Annotated in this window: 10 protein-coding genes and 2 pseudogenes; 8 read left to right on the forward strand and 4 right to left on the reverse strand. The window is 54.9% G+C overall.

The window, feature by feature from the left end:
* Positions 1-28: 28 nt before the first annotated feature.
* Both ABD920_RS07310 and ABD920_RS07315 read right to left on the reverse strand, forming a co-directional pair.
* Positions 29-319 (reverse strand): DUF6660 family protein, encoded by a 291-nt coding sequence (locus ABD920_RS07310; RefSeq protein ID WP_345157920.1) that lies wholly within the window; start codon positions 317-319, stop codon positions 29-31.
* Between the two features lie 359 nt (positions 320-678).
* The gene (locus ABD920_RS07315) at positions 679-819 is read right to left on the reverse strand and encodes a hypothetical protein (protein WP_345157921.1); all 141 of its coding nucleotides are present in this window, start codon (positions 817-819) and stop codon (positions 679-681) included.
* A gap of 174 nt (positions 820-993) precedes the next feature.
* Between ABD920_RS07315 and ABD920_RS24925 the strand changes: the two are divergent.
* Positions 994-1,113: pseudogene (locus ABD920_RS24925) on the forward strand (hypothetical protein); the annotation flags it as partial.
* 1,167 nt (positions 1,114-2,280) lie between these two features.
* Positions 2,281-2,601: a DUF6660 family protein gene (locus ABD920_RS24930; RefSeq protein ID WP_425568570.1), complete on the forward strand. Its 321-nt coding sequence runs from the start codon at positions 2,281-2,283 to the stop codon at positions 2,599-2,601.
* Between the two features lie 132 nt (positions 2,602-2,733).
* Here ABD920_RS24930 and ABD920_RS07320 read toward each other — a convergent pair whose 3' ends face one another.
* Positions 2,734-2,907 (reverse strand): hypothetical protein, encoded by a 174-nt coding sequence (locus tag ABD920_RS07320; protein ID WP_345157923.1) that lies wholly within the window; start codon positions 2,905-2,907, stop codon positions 2,734-2,736.
* A 15-nt stretch (positions 2,908-2,922) separates the two neighbouring features.
* On the opposite strand from ABD920_RS07320, the gene ABD920_RS07325 reads away from it, so the two are divergent.
* From ABD920_RS07325 to ABD920_RS07350, 6 genes are all read left to right on the forward strand, one after another.
* A complete protein-coding gene (locus ABD920_RS07325; protein WP_345157924.1) occupies positions 2,923-7,344 on the forward strand; it encodes a CusA/CzcA family heavy metal efflux RND transporter in 4,422 nt (1,473 codons plus the stop codon).
* Between the two features lies 1 nt (position 7,345).
* Positions 7,346-8,617, forward strand: coding sequence for an efflux RND transporter periplasmic adaptor subunit (locus ABD920_RS07330; RefSeq protein WP_345157925.1), 1,272 nt, complete (start codon positions 7,346-7,348; stop codon positions 8,615-8,617).
* An 84-nt stretch (positions 8,618-8,701) separates the two neighbouring features.
* Complete coding sequence (locus tag ABD920_RS07335) at positions 8,702-9,154, forward strand: Fur family transcriptional regulator (RefSeq protein ID WP_345157926.1); 453 nt, start codon at positions 8,702-8,704, stop codon at positions 9,152-9,154.
* A gap of 211 nt (positions 9,155-9,365) precedes the next feature.
* Positions 9,366-11,381 carry a heavy metal translocating P-type ATPase gene (locus ABD920_RS07340; RefSeq protein ID WP_345157927.1) on the forward strand — a complete coding sequence of 672 codons (2,016 nt, stop codon included), beginning with the start codon at positions 9,366-9,368 and terminating at the stop codon, positions 11,379-11,381.
* Between the two features lie 80 nt (positions 11,382-11,461).
* Positions 11,462-12,481: a cation diffusion facilitator family transporter gene (locus ABD920_RS07345; RefSeq protein WP_345157929.1), complete on the forward strand. Its 1,020-nt coding sequence runs from the start codon at positions 11,462-11,464 to the stop codon at positions 12,479-12,481.
* A 164-nt stretch (positions 12,482-12,645) separates the two neighbouring features.
* On the forward strand, positions 12,646-13,266 hold the full coding sequence (locus ABD920_RS07350; RefSeq protein ID WP_345157931.1) for a ZIP family metal transporter: 621 nt from the start codon (positions 12,646-12,648) through the stop codon (positions 13,264-13,266).
* Between the two features lie 166 nt (positions 13,267-13,432).
* Here the strand turns inward: ABD920_RS07350 and rpe are convergent.
* Positions 13,433-13,971 (reverse strand): annotated as a pseudogene (gene rpe / locus ABD920_RS07360) (ribulose-phosphate 3-epimerase); the annotation flags it as partial.
* Positions 13,972-14,127: the final 156 nt, after the last annotated feature.

The following is a 14,127-nucleotide window of genomic DNA, read 5'->3' on the forward strand; positions in this document are numbered from 1 at the left end:
ACAGAGGCGTCACAATGATGGCATTAGCTTACTTTGGAGGCTGCCAGATGGAGTGGTGAAACTGCGTGTAGAGGCTTTGCCTGTAATCCGCAAAGAGGCTGTTGCTGTAAAGGATGGGGGAGGCTTGCCCTATTGTGAAGCCCGACACGGTAAAGCCGGGGCACGCGGAGCAACTGTAGAAAGGGGAGCAAGCGTCAGCATCATGGCTGTCGCTCTGCTCCGTCATCACTTCACCACCGGTGCAGTTGTCGGTCATGCAGCAAGGCAAAACCGAGAGCGCTACCACAAACAGTGCTAATATGACAGTGATGACTTTCACAGCGCAAAAATACTACTTTCTTCCAACGTTTTAAAGGCAAATGTTATGAACTGTGGGGCGGGGCGTCGTAGTGGACCAATCGAGGGAGCCCAGAAGGCGGGGACTATGGAGAAACATAACCTATGAAAGCGCGGAATAGCTATGTTCCCGGGAACGCCGCTTAAGAGGTGTGAAAACGGACAAAAGCGGACGAAACCTCCGTAAAGGTGCAAAAAACCGGCAAATCGGAGCAACAGAGGGCAGCAATTACCGACGCTGCCTCCTTCTGGAAAAAGTTGACAATATTTTTACGTTAATCCTTCATCAACTTTTTCCAGAAGGAGACCACCTGTCAGCCTGTTTTAGGACGTCAGAAATTATTAATCGTTGGGTTTGTGTTTGTGAGGTTTGAGAGGAGGATATTTTTCCTTTTTTTCTGGCGTAACACGCCTTCTTTTATCTAATGACCCATCATCTTTCCTTGGTTTTGGGCCTGGTTTAATAGCTTGAATTTCTTCCATAATGCTCGTTTATAAATATTTTGAATAAAAATCCTTAGCAAAGAGGGCTGAATTTTGTTGCGTATGTTAAAGTTTCCGGCTCCAGAATCGGTCTGGATTAAATTTATATTCTTTTTCTGTAATATTTAAATTTTTACCTCAAAAAAAGAGTAGAGGATGTAGGACTGGTTAAAAGAAGCAAGCAACAAAGTAGTAGTTCTCTCTAAACAACAGCAGAAGGCGGAGAAAGCTCTGTTACAGTTGCAGGTCACTACCCGCTCACCGATGAGGCAATCGTCCACAAAGCTGGCGTAATACTGTTGGTTCTGCCGGACACAAATCGCGCTATCGGGCCTCTATATTAGCATTTTAGTCCCTGATCAGGGATAAAGCTGTATATATATATAAGCTTGGCTTCCCTTTTAGTTTATTCCGTATAGTGTTCCATGAACCTCTCCCTCTTCAACACCCATTCCTCAGCCGGAAGATTAGAAATAGTCCTCGCACATGGGACTTTCTTGGCCCACCGTGGCAGAAGAGGGTATCACATTGAGATATATGATATGGGAAACTTCTTTGCTGAGGTATGGTCAAACCCAAAGACCAATTTTATAAGCCTGATACGTGGCTTAGACAGCAAAAGAGCTCTTGAGCCATACGTGGCTCATATCGACATATGGGAAATGACACAAACCACTTCCTGAGCAGTGACAAAACTACCTGACTTGTAGCCAATGCCCCCAAGTTCATGCAGATCCCACTTAACTTAAAGATACCTTGGCCTACGCGTCATTATTCCTATACTTCGTATGACAGGGGTTGATCAAAAAGACAGAATTGTCAAACGTACAATAGAATACTGCTTCCCCCATGGATGAAGGGGTCGCCCCTTAACTAACTATCAGAAGGATTTGGAGGTATAAGGGATTGACGCAACCATAAGAGACCGCTTACTATGGGGCACGGCCACTCACACGCACATGGGGCTTCCGGAAACATCGCGTTTGCCTTCTTCCTCAACGTCGGGTTCACCATCTCCCAGAAAAGGCTGATCTTGCCGAACCGGCTGATTTTTTCTTCCTTTGCGGGTATAAGTAAGGTATAGTCCTCTTTATCCAATGAGCCCGATATCCTAAAGGCTACCAGGTCAGCTTTACCTGTATCTATCACTTGCACCATATCGCTTCCTGTTTTAGAATACCCCCTGTTTTGGAAGTCGTACGTGAGCAGCATCCGGTGTGTTTTCGGCAGAGCCCTTCGTTCACAGAGCAAGGAGCCGCCTCGCACAGACTTGCTTCTATACAAAAAGAAGAGCGCATGGCTTGGGGCTCAGACAGGGTGAAGACCCATAGCCTGGGCTGCCGTCGTACGGTTACAAAGGATATAAAAGCTCAAAGCACTCTTTATGCTCAAGGGCCAGCATAGCAGGAACTTTAAGATTTGCAATATCATTGCACGGCTTTTTTCTTACCTTTGCACTGAATGAGGTCTCTGCTCTACATACTGATCCTGCTTTTGCTGACGCTTTCCCTGAAACCGTGCCTGGACAGGGCAAATGCGGTTTCGAGTGAGCCGCAGACAGAGACGCTGGCTGGTAGGCACCAGGACCATCAGGGTGACCGTACGGATGGGTGCTCCCCATTCTGCGCCTGCCACTGCTGCCACACTCATTTTCAGCCACAAAATACCCAAGTAGTCGAATACGCCTCTTCACAGGAGGCAATCCAGGAGGTTGATCTCTACAGGAATAGTTTTATCTCCTCCCCTTCCTATTCCATCTGGCAACCGCCTAAGGTAGCCTAACCGTTTCCCTTTCTTTTTTGTGGACAGGCCTGTACCTCACCGGCACCGGTGCGCGCGCGTCCTGCTGTCCCTACACACTCCATCTAAATCAGGAATCCAGAACCAGACGAAAGCAATTTTAAAACTTTTTGTCTATCGGAATTGAAAAAAACAAATAAGAGAAAAGCCAACAACAGAAATGAACCCCGGCAGAGAAAACAGCAACGCAATTGGCGGAAATGGCTGAAAATCGGCGGGTTGGTCATTGCCACCCTTTTGGCCGCTATAGCCGTCCTGGCCAGGGCGTACCATTTCTTCTCTGTCCATATAAAATAACTTAACATGATAAACAGTATCATCGCTTTTTCTATCAAGAACAAGCTCATCATCGGCCTCATGATCGTCGCCTGGATCGGTGCGGGCGCATGGGCCATGTCCACGGTGAACCTGGGCTCGGTGCCCGACATCACCAACAACCAGGTACAGGTCATCACTGTCTCGGAGAACCTGTCCACAGAGGACATCGAGCAGTTTGTCACCTATCCCGTTGAATTGGCCATGGCCAATCTGCCTGGAGTGGAAGAAATACGCTCCGTGTCCCGCTTCGGCCTGTCTGTCGTGACCATCGTCTTCGAAGAGGGCATGGGCGCGTACCTGCCCCGGCAGCTGGTGCAGGAAAAGCTCAGCGAAGTGAGCGAGGAGATCCCGGAGCAGTTCGGGACACCCTCCATGGGGCCCATCAGCACGGGGCTGGGGGAGATATACCAGTACACCCTCAAGCCTCAGCCGGGGTATGACACCGTCTATACCCCCTCAGAGCTGCGAACCATCCAGGACTGGATCGTGGCGCGCCAGATGGCGCTTGTGCCCGGCGTGGTGGAGGTGAACGCGTTCGGCGGGAACATCAAGCAATACGAGGTGGCCCTGGATCCCGGCAAGCTCAATTCCATGAATGTGTCCATCTCTGAGGTGTTCGAGGCCCTGGAAAAGAACAACGTCAACACCGGGGGGGCTTACATCGAGCGCAACAGCATGGCCAACTTTATCCGGGGGGAAGGCCTAGTGCGCTCGCTGGATGACATCAGGAAAATTGTCATCCGAAATGAGAACCGGACGCCCATCCTGATCCGGGACGTGGCGGACGCCGTGCAATTCGGCAGCCAGGTGCGCTACGGCGCCTTTACCCAGAACGGACGGGAGGCCGTGGGCGGCATGGTGCTCATGCTCCGGGGGGAGAGCCCGGACAAAGTGATCAATGCGGTGAAAGAGCGCATGGCCGAGGTGCAGAAGTCGCTGCCGGAGGGACTGGTGATCGAGCCGTTTATTGACCAGAGCAACCTGATCGCGCGCACGACCAGCACCGTTTCCACGAACCTGACCGAGGGGGCGTTGATTGTGGTGTTTGTGCTCGTGCTCCTGCTGGGCAGCCTCCGGGGCGGGTTGATCACCGCCTCCGTTATCCCGCTGGCCTTGCTGTTTGCCTTTATCCTGATGCGCATTTTCAACGTGTCGGCCAACCTGATGAGCCTGGGGGCCATCGACTTCGGTATTATCGTCGACGGGGCCGTGATCATCGTGGAGGGCACGGTCCATCATATAGAGAAGAAAGTCAGGAAAGGAAAGACGGGTTTCGGGCAGGAGCAGATGGATGAGATCGCCTATGAGGCGGGAAGCACCATGATGAACTCAGCCTTCTTCGGCCAGATCATTATCCTGATCGTTTTCGCCCCCATCCTCTTCCTGACCGGGATAGAGGGAAAGATGTTCCAGCCAATGGCCTTCACATTCGGCTTTGCGGTGCTCGGGGCCATTATCCTGTGCCTGACCTACGTGCCCATGGTGGCCGCTTTGTTCCTGAGGCCGACCCGCAACAGGAAGAGCCTCCTGAGCCGGTTTGAAAAGGGAGTGGAGCACATCAGTAACAGGCTGATGAGCGGGATAAACAGGGCTTACCTTCCCCTGTTGCGAAAGTCTTTGAATCACAAAGCGCTCGTGGCCATCACAGCGCTGCTGCTGCTGGCAGGGGCCGGCTTCACGTTCTCCCGCATGGGCGGGGAGTTCATCCCAAGCCTGGACGAGGGCGACATCGCCATGCAGGCGCTGCTGCGCCCCGGGTCCTCGCTGTCCGAGAGCATCGAGCAGTCCAAGAAGATGGAGCGGATCGTCCTGGAGAATTTCCCGGAGGTAAAGACGATGGTGGCCCGCATCGGGGTGTCGGCCATCCCGACCGACCCGATGCCGATGGACATCGCCGACACGTACATCATCCTGGAAAAGGACATGGACAAATGGGAAAGCGCGGACTCGAAGGAAGAGCTGATAGAAAAGATAAAGGAGAAGCTCTCGGTGCTGCCGGGCATCAACTATGTGTTCAGCCAGCCTGTGGAGCTCCGGTTCAATGAGCTCATCAGCGGCGTGCGGGAGGACGTGGCCGTGAAGCTCTACGGGGAGGACCTGGACGTGCTCGCTGCCAAAGCCCAGCAGATGGCGCAGATCATCCAGTCCGTGCCGGGGGCGGCCGACGTGAACCTGGAGGCCGTCACCGGGCTGCCGCAGATGACGGTGCGCTTTGACCGCGGCAAGATCGCGCAGTACGGCCTCAATATTGAAAAGCTCAACAATTATATCAGCACAGCATTCGCCGGGGGTGAGGCCGGGGTGGTCTTTGAGGGGGAGCGGCGCTTTGACATTGTCGTCCGACTCTCGGAAAAGAACCGGCGCAGCATCGAGGACCTGAGGAACCTTTACATCGACCTGCCGAACGGGGAGCAGGTGCCCCTGCGGCAGGTGGCCGACATCAGCTTCCAGCCGGGCCCCATGCAAATCTCCCGCGACAACACCTTCCGCAGGGTGAACGTGGGGGTGAACGTGCGCGGCCGCGACGTGGAGAGCATGGTGAACGATATCCAGGAAAGGCTGGACGCACAGCTGGACCTGCCGCCCGGCTACTATGTCACCTACGGCGGGTCCTTTGAAAACCTGCAGCGGGCAAAGGCGCGCCTGCAGGTGGTGGTGCCCATTGCCCTGGCCCTGATCTTCGTACTGCTGTACTTTGCGCTAGGTTCGCTTTCCCAGGCAGTCATGATCTACATGGCCGTGCCGCTGGCGGCCATCGGGGGCGTCTTTGCCCTGGCTATCAGAGGGATGCCTTTCAGTATCTCCGCCGGCGTTGGCTTTATCGTGCTCTTCGGGGTTGCCGTGCTGAACGGGCTGGTGCTGGTCAGCCGGTTCAACAGCCTGAAGGAGGAGGGCGTCAGGGACTTAAGGGAGCGCATCTTCATCGGCACGGAGGAGCGGCTGCGGCCTATCCTGCTCACGGCCACTGCCGCCATCATGGGCTTTATCCCCATGGCCTTGTCCGCCTCTGCCGGCGCTGAGGTGCAACGGCCACTGGCAACCGTGGTGATCGGGGGGCTGGTCACCGCCACCTTCCTGACCCTGGTGGTGGTGCCGATCCTGTATTATTTCGTCGAGGCCAGGGTCGGTAAGAGCGGGGGCGCAGCGGGAATGGCTGTGGCACCTTCCCTGTTGGCACCCTTCCTGCTGTGCGCGGGGCTTCTTTTTTCCCCAGGCACAACCAGGGCACAAGAGTCCCCGGTGCTTCCGGATAGCCTCCCCGCCATATCCGCGGAGGAGGCCGTAGAGCGGGCCGTGGCCAATTACCCTTCCGTCACAGCGGCAAAATTGGATATAGAGAGCCAGCAGGCGTTGAAAAAAACCGCCTGGAACCTGGGCAGCACGCAGGTGTTCACCGGAAAGGAAGAGGTCGGCAACGGAACAGAGGACGGGGTCCACAACCGGATCGGCATTCAGCAGCAGAACATAGAGGTGTTCGGCATCGCGCCCAAGCTCAGGCTGCAGCGAGAGCAGGTGGGCCTTGCCCAGTCGGCACTGAAGCTGACGGCCCTGGAGGTGGCACGCGAGGTGCGCATTGACTGGGGTGACGCATACGCGGCAAGGATGCGGTACATGCTCTACGAGCGGTTGGACTCTGTTTTGGCCGAATTCACCAGGGCCGCAGAGGTAAGGTACGAGACGGAGGCCATCTCCTACCTGGAGTACCTGGCGGCGACAAATCAGTCCAGGCAGATCGCCGTTCAGAAGGAGCAGGCCTTCCGGGATTACCGGGCGGCCCTGCGCCGGCTCAACCAGTGGCTGGGGAGCGGCACGCCCTACACCGTGGCCATGACGGACCCGGCGCAGCTGACGGGCGGCTTGCCGGCGCTCACAGACTCCCTCACCCAGCACCCCTCGCTGGAGTACTCCCGGCAGCAGGTGGAGGTGGCGGAGGCCCGCTCCCGCGTGGCCAAGGCGGCGTACCTGCCAAGCCTGAGCGGCCAGTACGCCTCCCAGGAGATAGGGGACCGGCCGGGGTTCTACAGCTATCAGCTAGGTGTGAATTTCCCTTTGCTCCCTTTTCAGGAGCGAGGCCGGGCGCAGTCGGCCAGGATAGAGCGGGAGATCGCAGGGCAGAACCTGCGGCGCGCGCAACTGGAGCTGCAGGCGGAGTACGGCGCGCTGGTGGAAACCTACCACAAATGGCTCAACTCCTGGCAGTACTACCAAGAGGAGGCGCTGCCATTGGCCGTGCAGCAGCGAAACGGGGCGATCATCGCCTACCGGGAAGGCGCAGTAGACTATATAGGGTTCCTGCAGATTATACGGGACGCCATCCAGGTGGAGCTTGACGCGCAGGAGGCGCTTGACAATTACCTGGATACCAAGGCCCGCCTGATTTACTTTCTTCAAACAACGAACCAATAAGATGACAAAGACGATGCAAATCATATCAAAAATAACGCTTCTAACAAGTGTTCTGGCCCTGGGGCTGGGCGCATGCAGTACCACGGATGAACCCGCCCAGGAGCAGGAGGTAGCAGCCGAGGAAACTGGAGACCACGTGGAGGAAGGCACCGTGCGTTTGTCTCCCGCGCAACGGGAGGCGATCGGCCTCCGGCTGGGGCCGCTGCAAAGCAGGAACTTGTCCGCCACCACGAAAGTGACGGGCGAGCTGGAGGTGCCTCCCCAGAGCGAGGCCCATGTAAGCGCGACTGTCGGGGGGAATGTGCAGGAGATAAAAGTCATTGAAGGCGACAAGGTGCGGAAGGGACAGACGCTTGCCCTGCTGACGCACCCCGAACTGGTGCAGATGCAGGTGGACCTGCAGGAGGCGGCCAGCCGACTGCAGTACCTGGAGCAGGAGTACCGGCGCCAGCAGAGGCTGTATGAGCAGAAAGTGGGCTCCGGACGGGACCTGCAGGAGGCCACATCAAACTATAATACCAGCAAGGCGCAGGTGGAGGGCCTCAAGTCCAGGCTCCGCATCCTGGGGCTCAATCCCAACAGCATCCTTACCGGGAAGATTTCCCAGTCAGTTCCGGTTGTGTCCCCCATCAGCGGGGCGGTCCAGAAGGTAAGCGTGAACACGGGCCAGTACGTCCCGCCCCAGGAGGAGATGTTCACCGTTGTGGACCAGTCGCAGATCCACGCCGACCTGATGGTGTTTGAGAAAGACATTGCGAAAGTAAAGGTCGGGCAGAAAGTCTATTTTACTGTTGCCAATTCGGCAGACAGGGAGTACAGGGCCACCGTGTATAGCATAAGCCCCGGTTTTGAGGAAGATGCCAAGGCCGTGCACCTGCACGCCGACATAGAAGACGACACGGAGAACCTCATCCCCGGCACATATATCGAGGGCCGTATAGCGGTGGACAGCACCACGGCCCTCGCGCTGCCTGAGGAGGCCGTCGTACAGGAGGGAGACCGGGCTTTTATCTTTGTCAAGACAAGTGAGGCGGCTGCCGGGGACGCACATGCCGAAGGAGCCGCCACTACTGCGGAAGCTCCGGGTTCCACAAGAGGGGCAGAAAGGGCCTGGGTGTTTAAGCAGGTTCCTGTGGCAACAGGAGCGAGTGACAACGGGTGGGTAGAGGTAAGGCTGCTGGAGCCTATCCCTGACAGTTCCCAAGTGGCCTACAACGGTGCTTACAACCTGATTTCAGAAATGAACAAAGGGGACACAGAACATGGCCATTAAAGGTGTTTTTAAGAGTAGCCACCCTCTGTTGTGGCTACTCTTTTTATTGGCTTAGATGAATGTTGAAGTAACCAGCGGGAAACCATGTACGACAAAGAACTTGAAGCGCGGCTCAGCGAAAGGAAGATCAAGGCCACGGCCATGCGCCTGCTGGTGCTGGATTTCCTGCTAAGGCAGCCTGCGGCCGTCAGCCTGAATGACCTGGAGGCATCCTTTCACCGCGCAGACCGGATCACGTTGTACCGCACCCTGAAGACTTTCGAGGAAAAGGGCCTGGTGCACAGCATCGGGGACGGAACCGGCGCTGTGAAATACGCGCTGTGCGCGGGGAGCTGCCGGCCTCAGGCCCACCACGACCTGCACGTTCACTTCCACTGCAGCCAGTGCGGGGAGACCTACTGCCTGCCGACATCACGTATTCCGGAAATTCCCTTACCGGACAACTTCCTCACTGAGGAGGTGAACCTGGTTGTGAAAGGAGTGTGCGGCAGCTGCGCCGACAACAATGCAATGCGATTGCAGGCCATTGGGCAGTAGCTTTATACAAATGAAGGCAAAGAAGCAGAACAGTATACGAAATCCAATTGGAACATGCCTGCAATGCTCCGCTCTAATTACCAAAGGGTAGTTGGCAGATTACCGCGCTTGTTGGGAGCAGGGGCTGACGTGCCCCCGCTCCCAACAAGCTAATCCTGGATGACCTGTAGCAGATCATAAACTCAGCAGTTTAACTTAAAAAACCACCGTAATGAAAAAGAATAAAGATATCGAAAAAGACTTCAAGCCCTTGGAGATCACCTCTCCCCGAACAGCGGAGGCCCCAGGTCCTAATGTAGGCGCTGAGTGCTGCTCCACGGACGGCAAAACAAAGCAGGCAGGGGCCGAAGAACACGAGCATGCCGAAGAAGAGGCGAAATCCTCCTACGTGCCCACCGCCATCAGCCTTTTCCTGCTCCTGGCAGGCATCCTGCTCGACTACCTCGACACGCCCTGGTTCACCGGCTATGTGCGGCTGCTCGTGTACGGCATCGCCTATGTACTGGTAGGCTGGCGGGTGGTGTGGCACGCCGTCAAAAGCCTGCGAAGCAGTTTCTTCAATGAGTTCTTTCTGATGAGCATGGCTACATTGGGGGCCTTCTACATTGGGGAGTACGCCGAGGGTGTGGCCGTGATGCTCTTCTACGTGATCGGGGAACATTTCCAGGAGGCGGCGGTGCTGCGCTCCCGCCGCTCCATCAAAGCGCTCATCGACAACAGGCCAGATGAGGTGGGGCTGGTAACGGAAACCGGCGTGGTGACTGTGAAAGCCAAACAGGTACAGGTGGGCGATGTGGTGCAGGTGAAGGCCGGGGAGAAGGTGGCCTTGGACGGGGAGCTGCTCTCTGAACGCTCCTCCTTCAACACCGCCGCCCTGACAGGCGAGTCGAAGCCCGACACCAAAAAGAAGGGCGAGACGGTGCTGGCCGGCATGATTAACCTGGACCGGGTGATCGAGCTGAAGGTGACTTCTGCCTATGAGAACAGCGCTCTGTCTAAAATTCTGAAGCTGGTGGAGGAGGCCGGCAGCCGCAAAGCCAAAACGCAGCAGCTCATCACCCGCCTGGCCAAGGTGTATACGCCTATCGTGTTCTTCCTGGCCGTGGGCCTCACCTTCATCCCATACTTTTTCGTGGAGAGCTACGACTTTAACGAGTGGCTCTACCGGGCGCTGGTCTTCCTGGTGATCTCCTGCCCCTGCGCGCTGGTGATCTCCATCCCACTCGGCTATTTCGGAGGAATCGGAGCAGCCTCGCGGAATGGCATCTTGTTCAAAGGCTCCAATTTTCTGGATCTGATGACGCAGGTGGATACGGTGGTAATGGATAAGACAGGCACGCTGACCGAGGGTGTGTTCAAGGTGCAGCGGGTAGAGACATTACTGGAGGATAAAGCATGGTTCATGTCCGCTGTTGCCGCCATAGAGAATGTATCCACGCACCCTATTGCGAAGGCCATTGTGGCGGAGGCAGGCAGCGCCTACCAACAACACACGGTAAGTGAGGTGGAGGAAATCTCCGGCCATGGGCTCAAAGGCAACGTTGACGGCAGGCAGCTGCTGGTGGGAAATGGCAGGCTGCTTGAGAAGTACGATGTGCTGTATGACCCGAGCCTGAAGGAGATCGTGGAGACGATTGTGCTCGTGGCTGTGGACGGAGCCTATGCGGGCTATATCACCATCGCCGACAAGACAAAGGAGGATGCACCACTGGCCGTGAGGAGAATGCGGGAATTGGGCGTGAAGAGGCTGGTGATGCTCTCCGGGGACAAGGACTCGATTGTGCAGAAGGTGGCACGTGAGCTAAAGCTGGACGAGGCGCACGGGGGGCTGCTTCCGCAGGATAAGGTAAGTAAAGTGGAGGCGCTGAAGGCTGAAGGCAGAACGGTGGCCTTTGTGGGCGACGGCATCAACGATGCGCCCGTGATCACGCTGGCAGACGTGGGCATGGCCATGGGGGGGCTGGGTTCTGATGCGGCCATCGAGACGGCTGACGTGGTGATACAGACAGACCACCCCTCCAAGATTGCCACGGCCATCAGCATTGGCAAGAAAACGAAGCAGGTGGTATGGCAGAACATCACGTTGGCCTTCGCTGTGAAAGCCATTGTGCTGATTCTGGGTGCGGGCGGTCTGGCAAGTCTGTGGGAGGCGGTGTTCGCCGACGTGGGAGTGGCTTTTCTGGCCATACTGAATGCGGTGCGGATACAGCGTATGAAGTTTGACTGAGCCGACAGGAAAACAGGCTGGCATTAGGCCGGTGATAAGCGTTGGTTGGGAATAGCAGCAACAGTACATAATCTTAAACTATGGCACAGGAAGCTAAAAGCAACAGTACCAAAGTAGCTTTTTTCCTTAATCTTTCTTTCACGGTTCTTGAACTGATTGGGGGGCTACTCTCTGGCAGCATCGCCATTATCGCGGACTCCCTGCACGACTTTGCCGACAGTCTGTCGCTGGGGCTTGGCTGGTACTTTGAGCGAAAAGCAGAGAAGGAAAAAAGCAATGAGCGTTACACCTATGGCTATCAGCGCTTCTCACTTCTAAGCGCCTTCATCAATGCCCTCGTGCTGATGCTGGGAGCCGTCTATATTTTTTACGAGAGCATCCAACGCATCATGAATCCCGAGATGCCTGACGTAAAGTGGATGATAGGGATAGCCGTATTGGGGATGGTGATGAACGGAATAGGCGCATGGAAACTGAAGTCCGGCAAGTCACTCAACAAAAAAGTATTGACCATCCACTTACTGGAAGACACTGTAGGCTGGCTTGCAGTATTTATCGTCAGCATTATTCTACTATTTTTTGACATACCTGTCCTTGACCCTATACTGGCAATCGTCATCAACCTGGCGGTGCTGGTAGCAATATCCGTTAAACTGGTGGATGTTGTAAAGATATTCCTGCAAAGAGTGCCGGAGGGAGTAAATGTGGCCCTGCTGAAGCAAAAGATACTATGCCTTGACGGAGTGGAGCGGGTAGAGCATTTCCATATTTGGGGACTTACAGAGAAAGATAAAGTGGTGACAGCCCATGTCAAGACAAAAAACATAGATTCTCTGGAGCAAAACGCCTTGAAAGAGAAGATTTATGAGGTGTTCAAAGATATAGATACCGAGCACATCACCCTAGACTTGCAATCCTACTCCACTTACTTGGAAGACCTTTTTAAAGAATATCAGCAGCGGTTAAATGCACTGGATGAAAATGTGCGGAGACTGGCCGTTGAATTTGCCGAAACATTTTACCACGATGCGAAATGCACGAAAGAGGACGCCTTAGAGAGAGGCATCACGAAAGCCGAAATGAAACTCAGAAACCTTTAAAAAAAATCTCCTGCAACTACTGTATTATCTAACTCACATGTTCTATGGATGAGTATCTACAGGTTCTAATGTACGCGGCTATGCCAGCGTTAGGAAATTTCGCAGGAGGGATATTGGCCGAGATCTTCACGGTTTCTGAACGCACACTCAGTCTTGCCTTACACTTGGCAGCTGGTATCATTCTGGCTGTAATCGGGATTGAGCTGATGCCGGAGGCAATAGAGGCCGAGCTACCTTACGTGCCGCTACTGGCTTTTGTGGCCGGAAGTGGCTTCTTTGTATTGTTGGACAGGGGAATTGACTATGTGCAGAGCAGGTTTGGCGGGGAAACAAAAAAGGGAATGAGTGCGGCTGTGGCCATATACATTGGTGTGACCATTGACCTGTTCAGCGACGGCATCATGATTGGCACGGGATCTACGGTGGCGGCAAGTTTAGGGCTGCTGCTGGCACTGGGACAGGTTCCGGCAGACATTCCGGAGGGATTTGCCACCATCGCCACTTTTAAAGCGAAGGGCATCAGCAAAGGGAAGCGCCTTCTCCTCTCTGCTTCCTTCGCCATTCCTATCTTTCTGGGAGCAACAGTGGGGTTCTGGGCGGTAAGAGATAGCTCAGAGATAATCAAGCTGTGCCTTCTGGCTTTTGTTGCGGGTATTCTGCTGACAGTTGCCGTAGAAGAGATGCTGACCGAGGCTCATGACAGGCCGGACTCCAGATGGGCTGCCTTGGCTTTGGCAGGTGGCTTTGCTTTGTTTACTTTTCTGTCCGTGTACCTGGGGGAGTAGCACAGTGAAGCGTGCCATTGCTTGTTACGAAGGGGAAGCCTTCTTAACTGTTTTAAGACTCGGCTCTCTTTAATGCCGCTATCGCTTGCTTCGGGTCACTGGCGTCAAACACGCTGCTTCCTGCCACGACGGCGTCTGCCCCTGCGCTGACTATAGCTCCTACATTAGCCTGGTTGATTCCCCCGTCCACCTCAATCAAAGCAGTAGGGCCTTTCTTTCTAATTAACTCTTTAAGCTGGCTTATCTTGTCAAGCGTTTGGGGGATGATTTCTGCCCGCCGAAACCGGGGTTCACGGACATCAGGCACACCATGTCCAGGTCTTGGATGATGTGCTCCAGGCACCCGAGTGGGGTATGCGGGTTCAGGGCTACACCAGCTTTACAGCCCAAGCGCCTTATCTGCTGGATTACGCTGTGCAGGTGCGGGCAAGCCTCAGCGTGCACTGTCATTTGGTTTATGTTGAAGCGGGCGAAGGTCTCCAGATAGCGCTCAGGCTGCACAATCATCAGGTGCAGCTCCACAGGCTTTTCCGTGTGCTGCTGAATCGCTTTGAGTACAGGGGTGCCAAAGGAAATGTTGGGGACGAATACCCCGTCCATCACGTCCACGTGCAGCCAGTCAGCCTCGCTCTCGTTCACCATTGCTAATGTATTGCCGAGATGAGCAAAGTCTGTTGACAGTATGGAGGGAGCTACTAAGGCCATTTGGTGAAGCAGTTAAAGATTCCGTGCGGCAGTTAGAGAACTACGCATAGCTAGTTAACTATCCTATGTTTGTTCTCAGTGTTTTAGCTACTCTTTTTTCCCTTTTGTTGATCAGAGAAAATATTATCTAAAACAGATAAAACAAGTACCTAAGCT

It is taken from the genome of Pontibacter saemangeumensis, assembly GCF_039541895.1.
GTDB classification, from domain to species: Bacteria; Bacteroidota; Bacteroidia; order Cytophagales; family Hymenobacteraceae; genus Pontibacter; species Pontibacter saemangeumensis.

What these genes read in the sequence shown, in the direction of transcription:
- ABD920_RS07315 (WP_345157921.1), bottom strand. Translation starts at nt 819, where the DNA reads ATGGAAGAAATTCAAGCTATTAAACCAGGCCCAAAACCAAGGAAAGAT.
- ABD920_RS24930 (WP_425568570.1), top strand. Translation starts at nt 2,281, where the DNA reads ATGAGGTCTCTGCTCTACATACTGATCCTGCTTTTGCTGACGCTTTCC.
- ABD920_RS07320 (WP_345157923.1), bottom strand. Translation starts at nt 2,907, where the DNA reads ATGGACAGAGAAGAAATGGTACGCCCTGGCCAGGACGGCTATAGCGGC.
- ABD920_RS07325 (WP_345157924.1), top strand. Translation starts at nt 2,923, where the DNA reads ATGATAAACAGTATCATCGCTTTTTCTATCAAGAACAAGCTCATCATC.
- ABD920_RS07330 (WP_345157925.1), top strand. Translation starts at nt 7,346, where the DNA reads ATGACAAAGACGATGCAAATCATATCAAAAATAACGCTTCTAACAAGT.
- ABD920_RS07335 (WP_345157926.1), top strand. Translation starts at nt 8,702, where the DNA reads ATGTACGACAAAGAACTTGAAGCGCGGCTCAGCGAAAGGAAGATCAAG.
- ABD920_RS07340 (WP_345157927.1), top strand. Translation starts at nt 9,366, where the DNA reads ATGAAAAAGAATAAAGATATCGAAAAAGACTTCAAGCCCTTGGAGATC.
- ABD920_RS07345 (WP_345157929.1), top strand. Translation starts at nt 11,462, where the DNA reads ATGGCACAGGAAGCTAAAAGCAACAGTACCAAAGTAGCTTTTTTCCTT.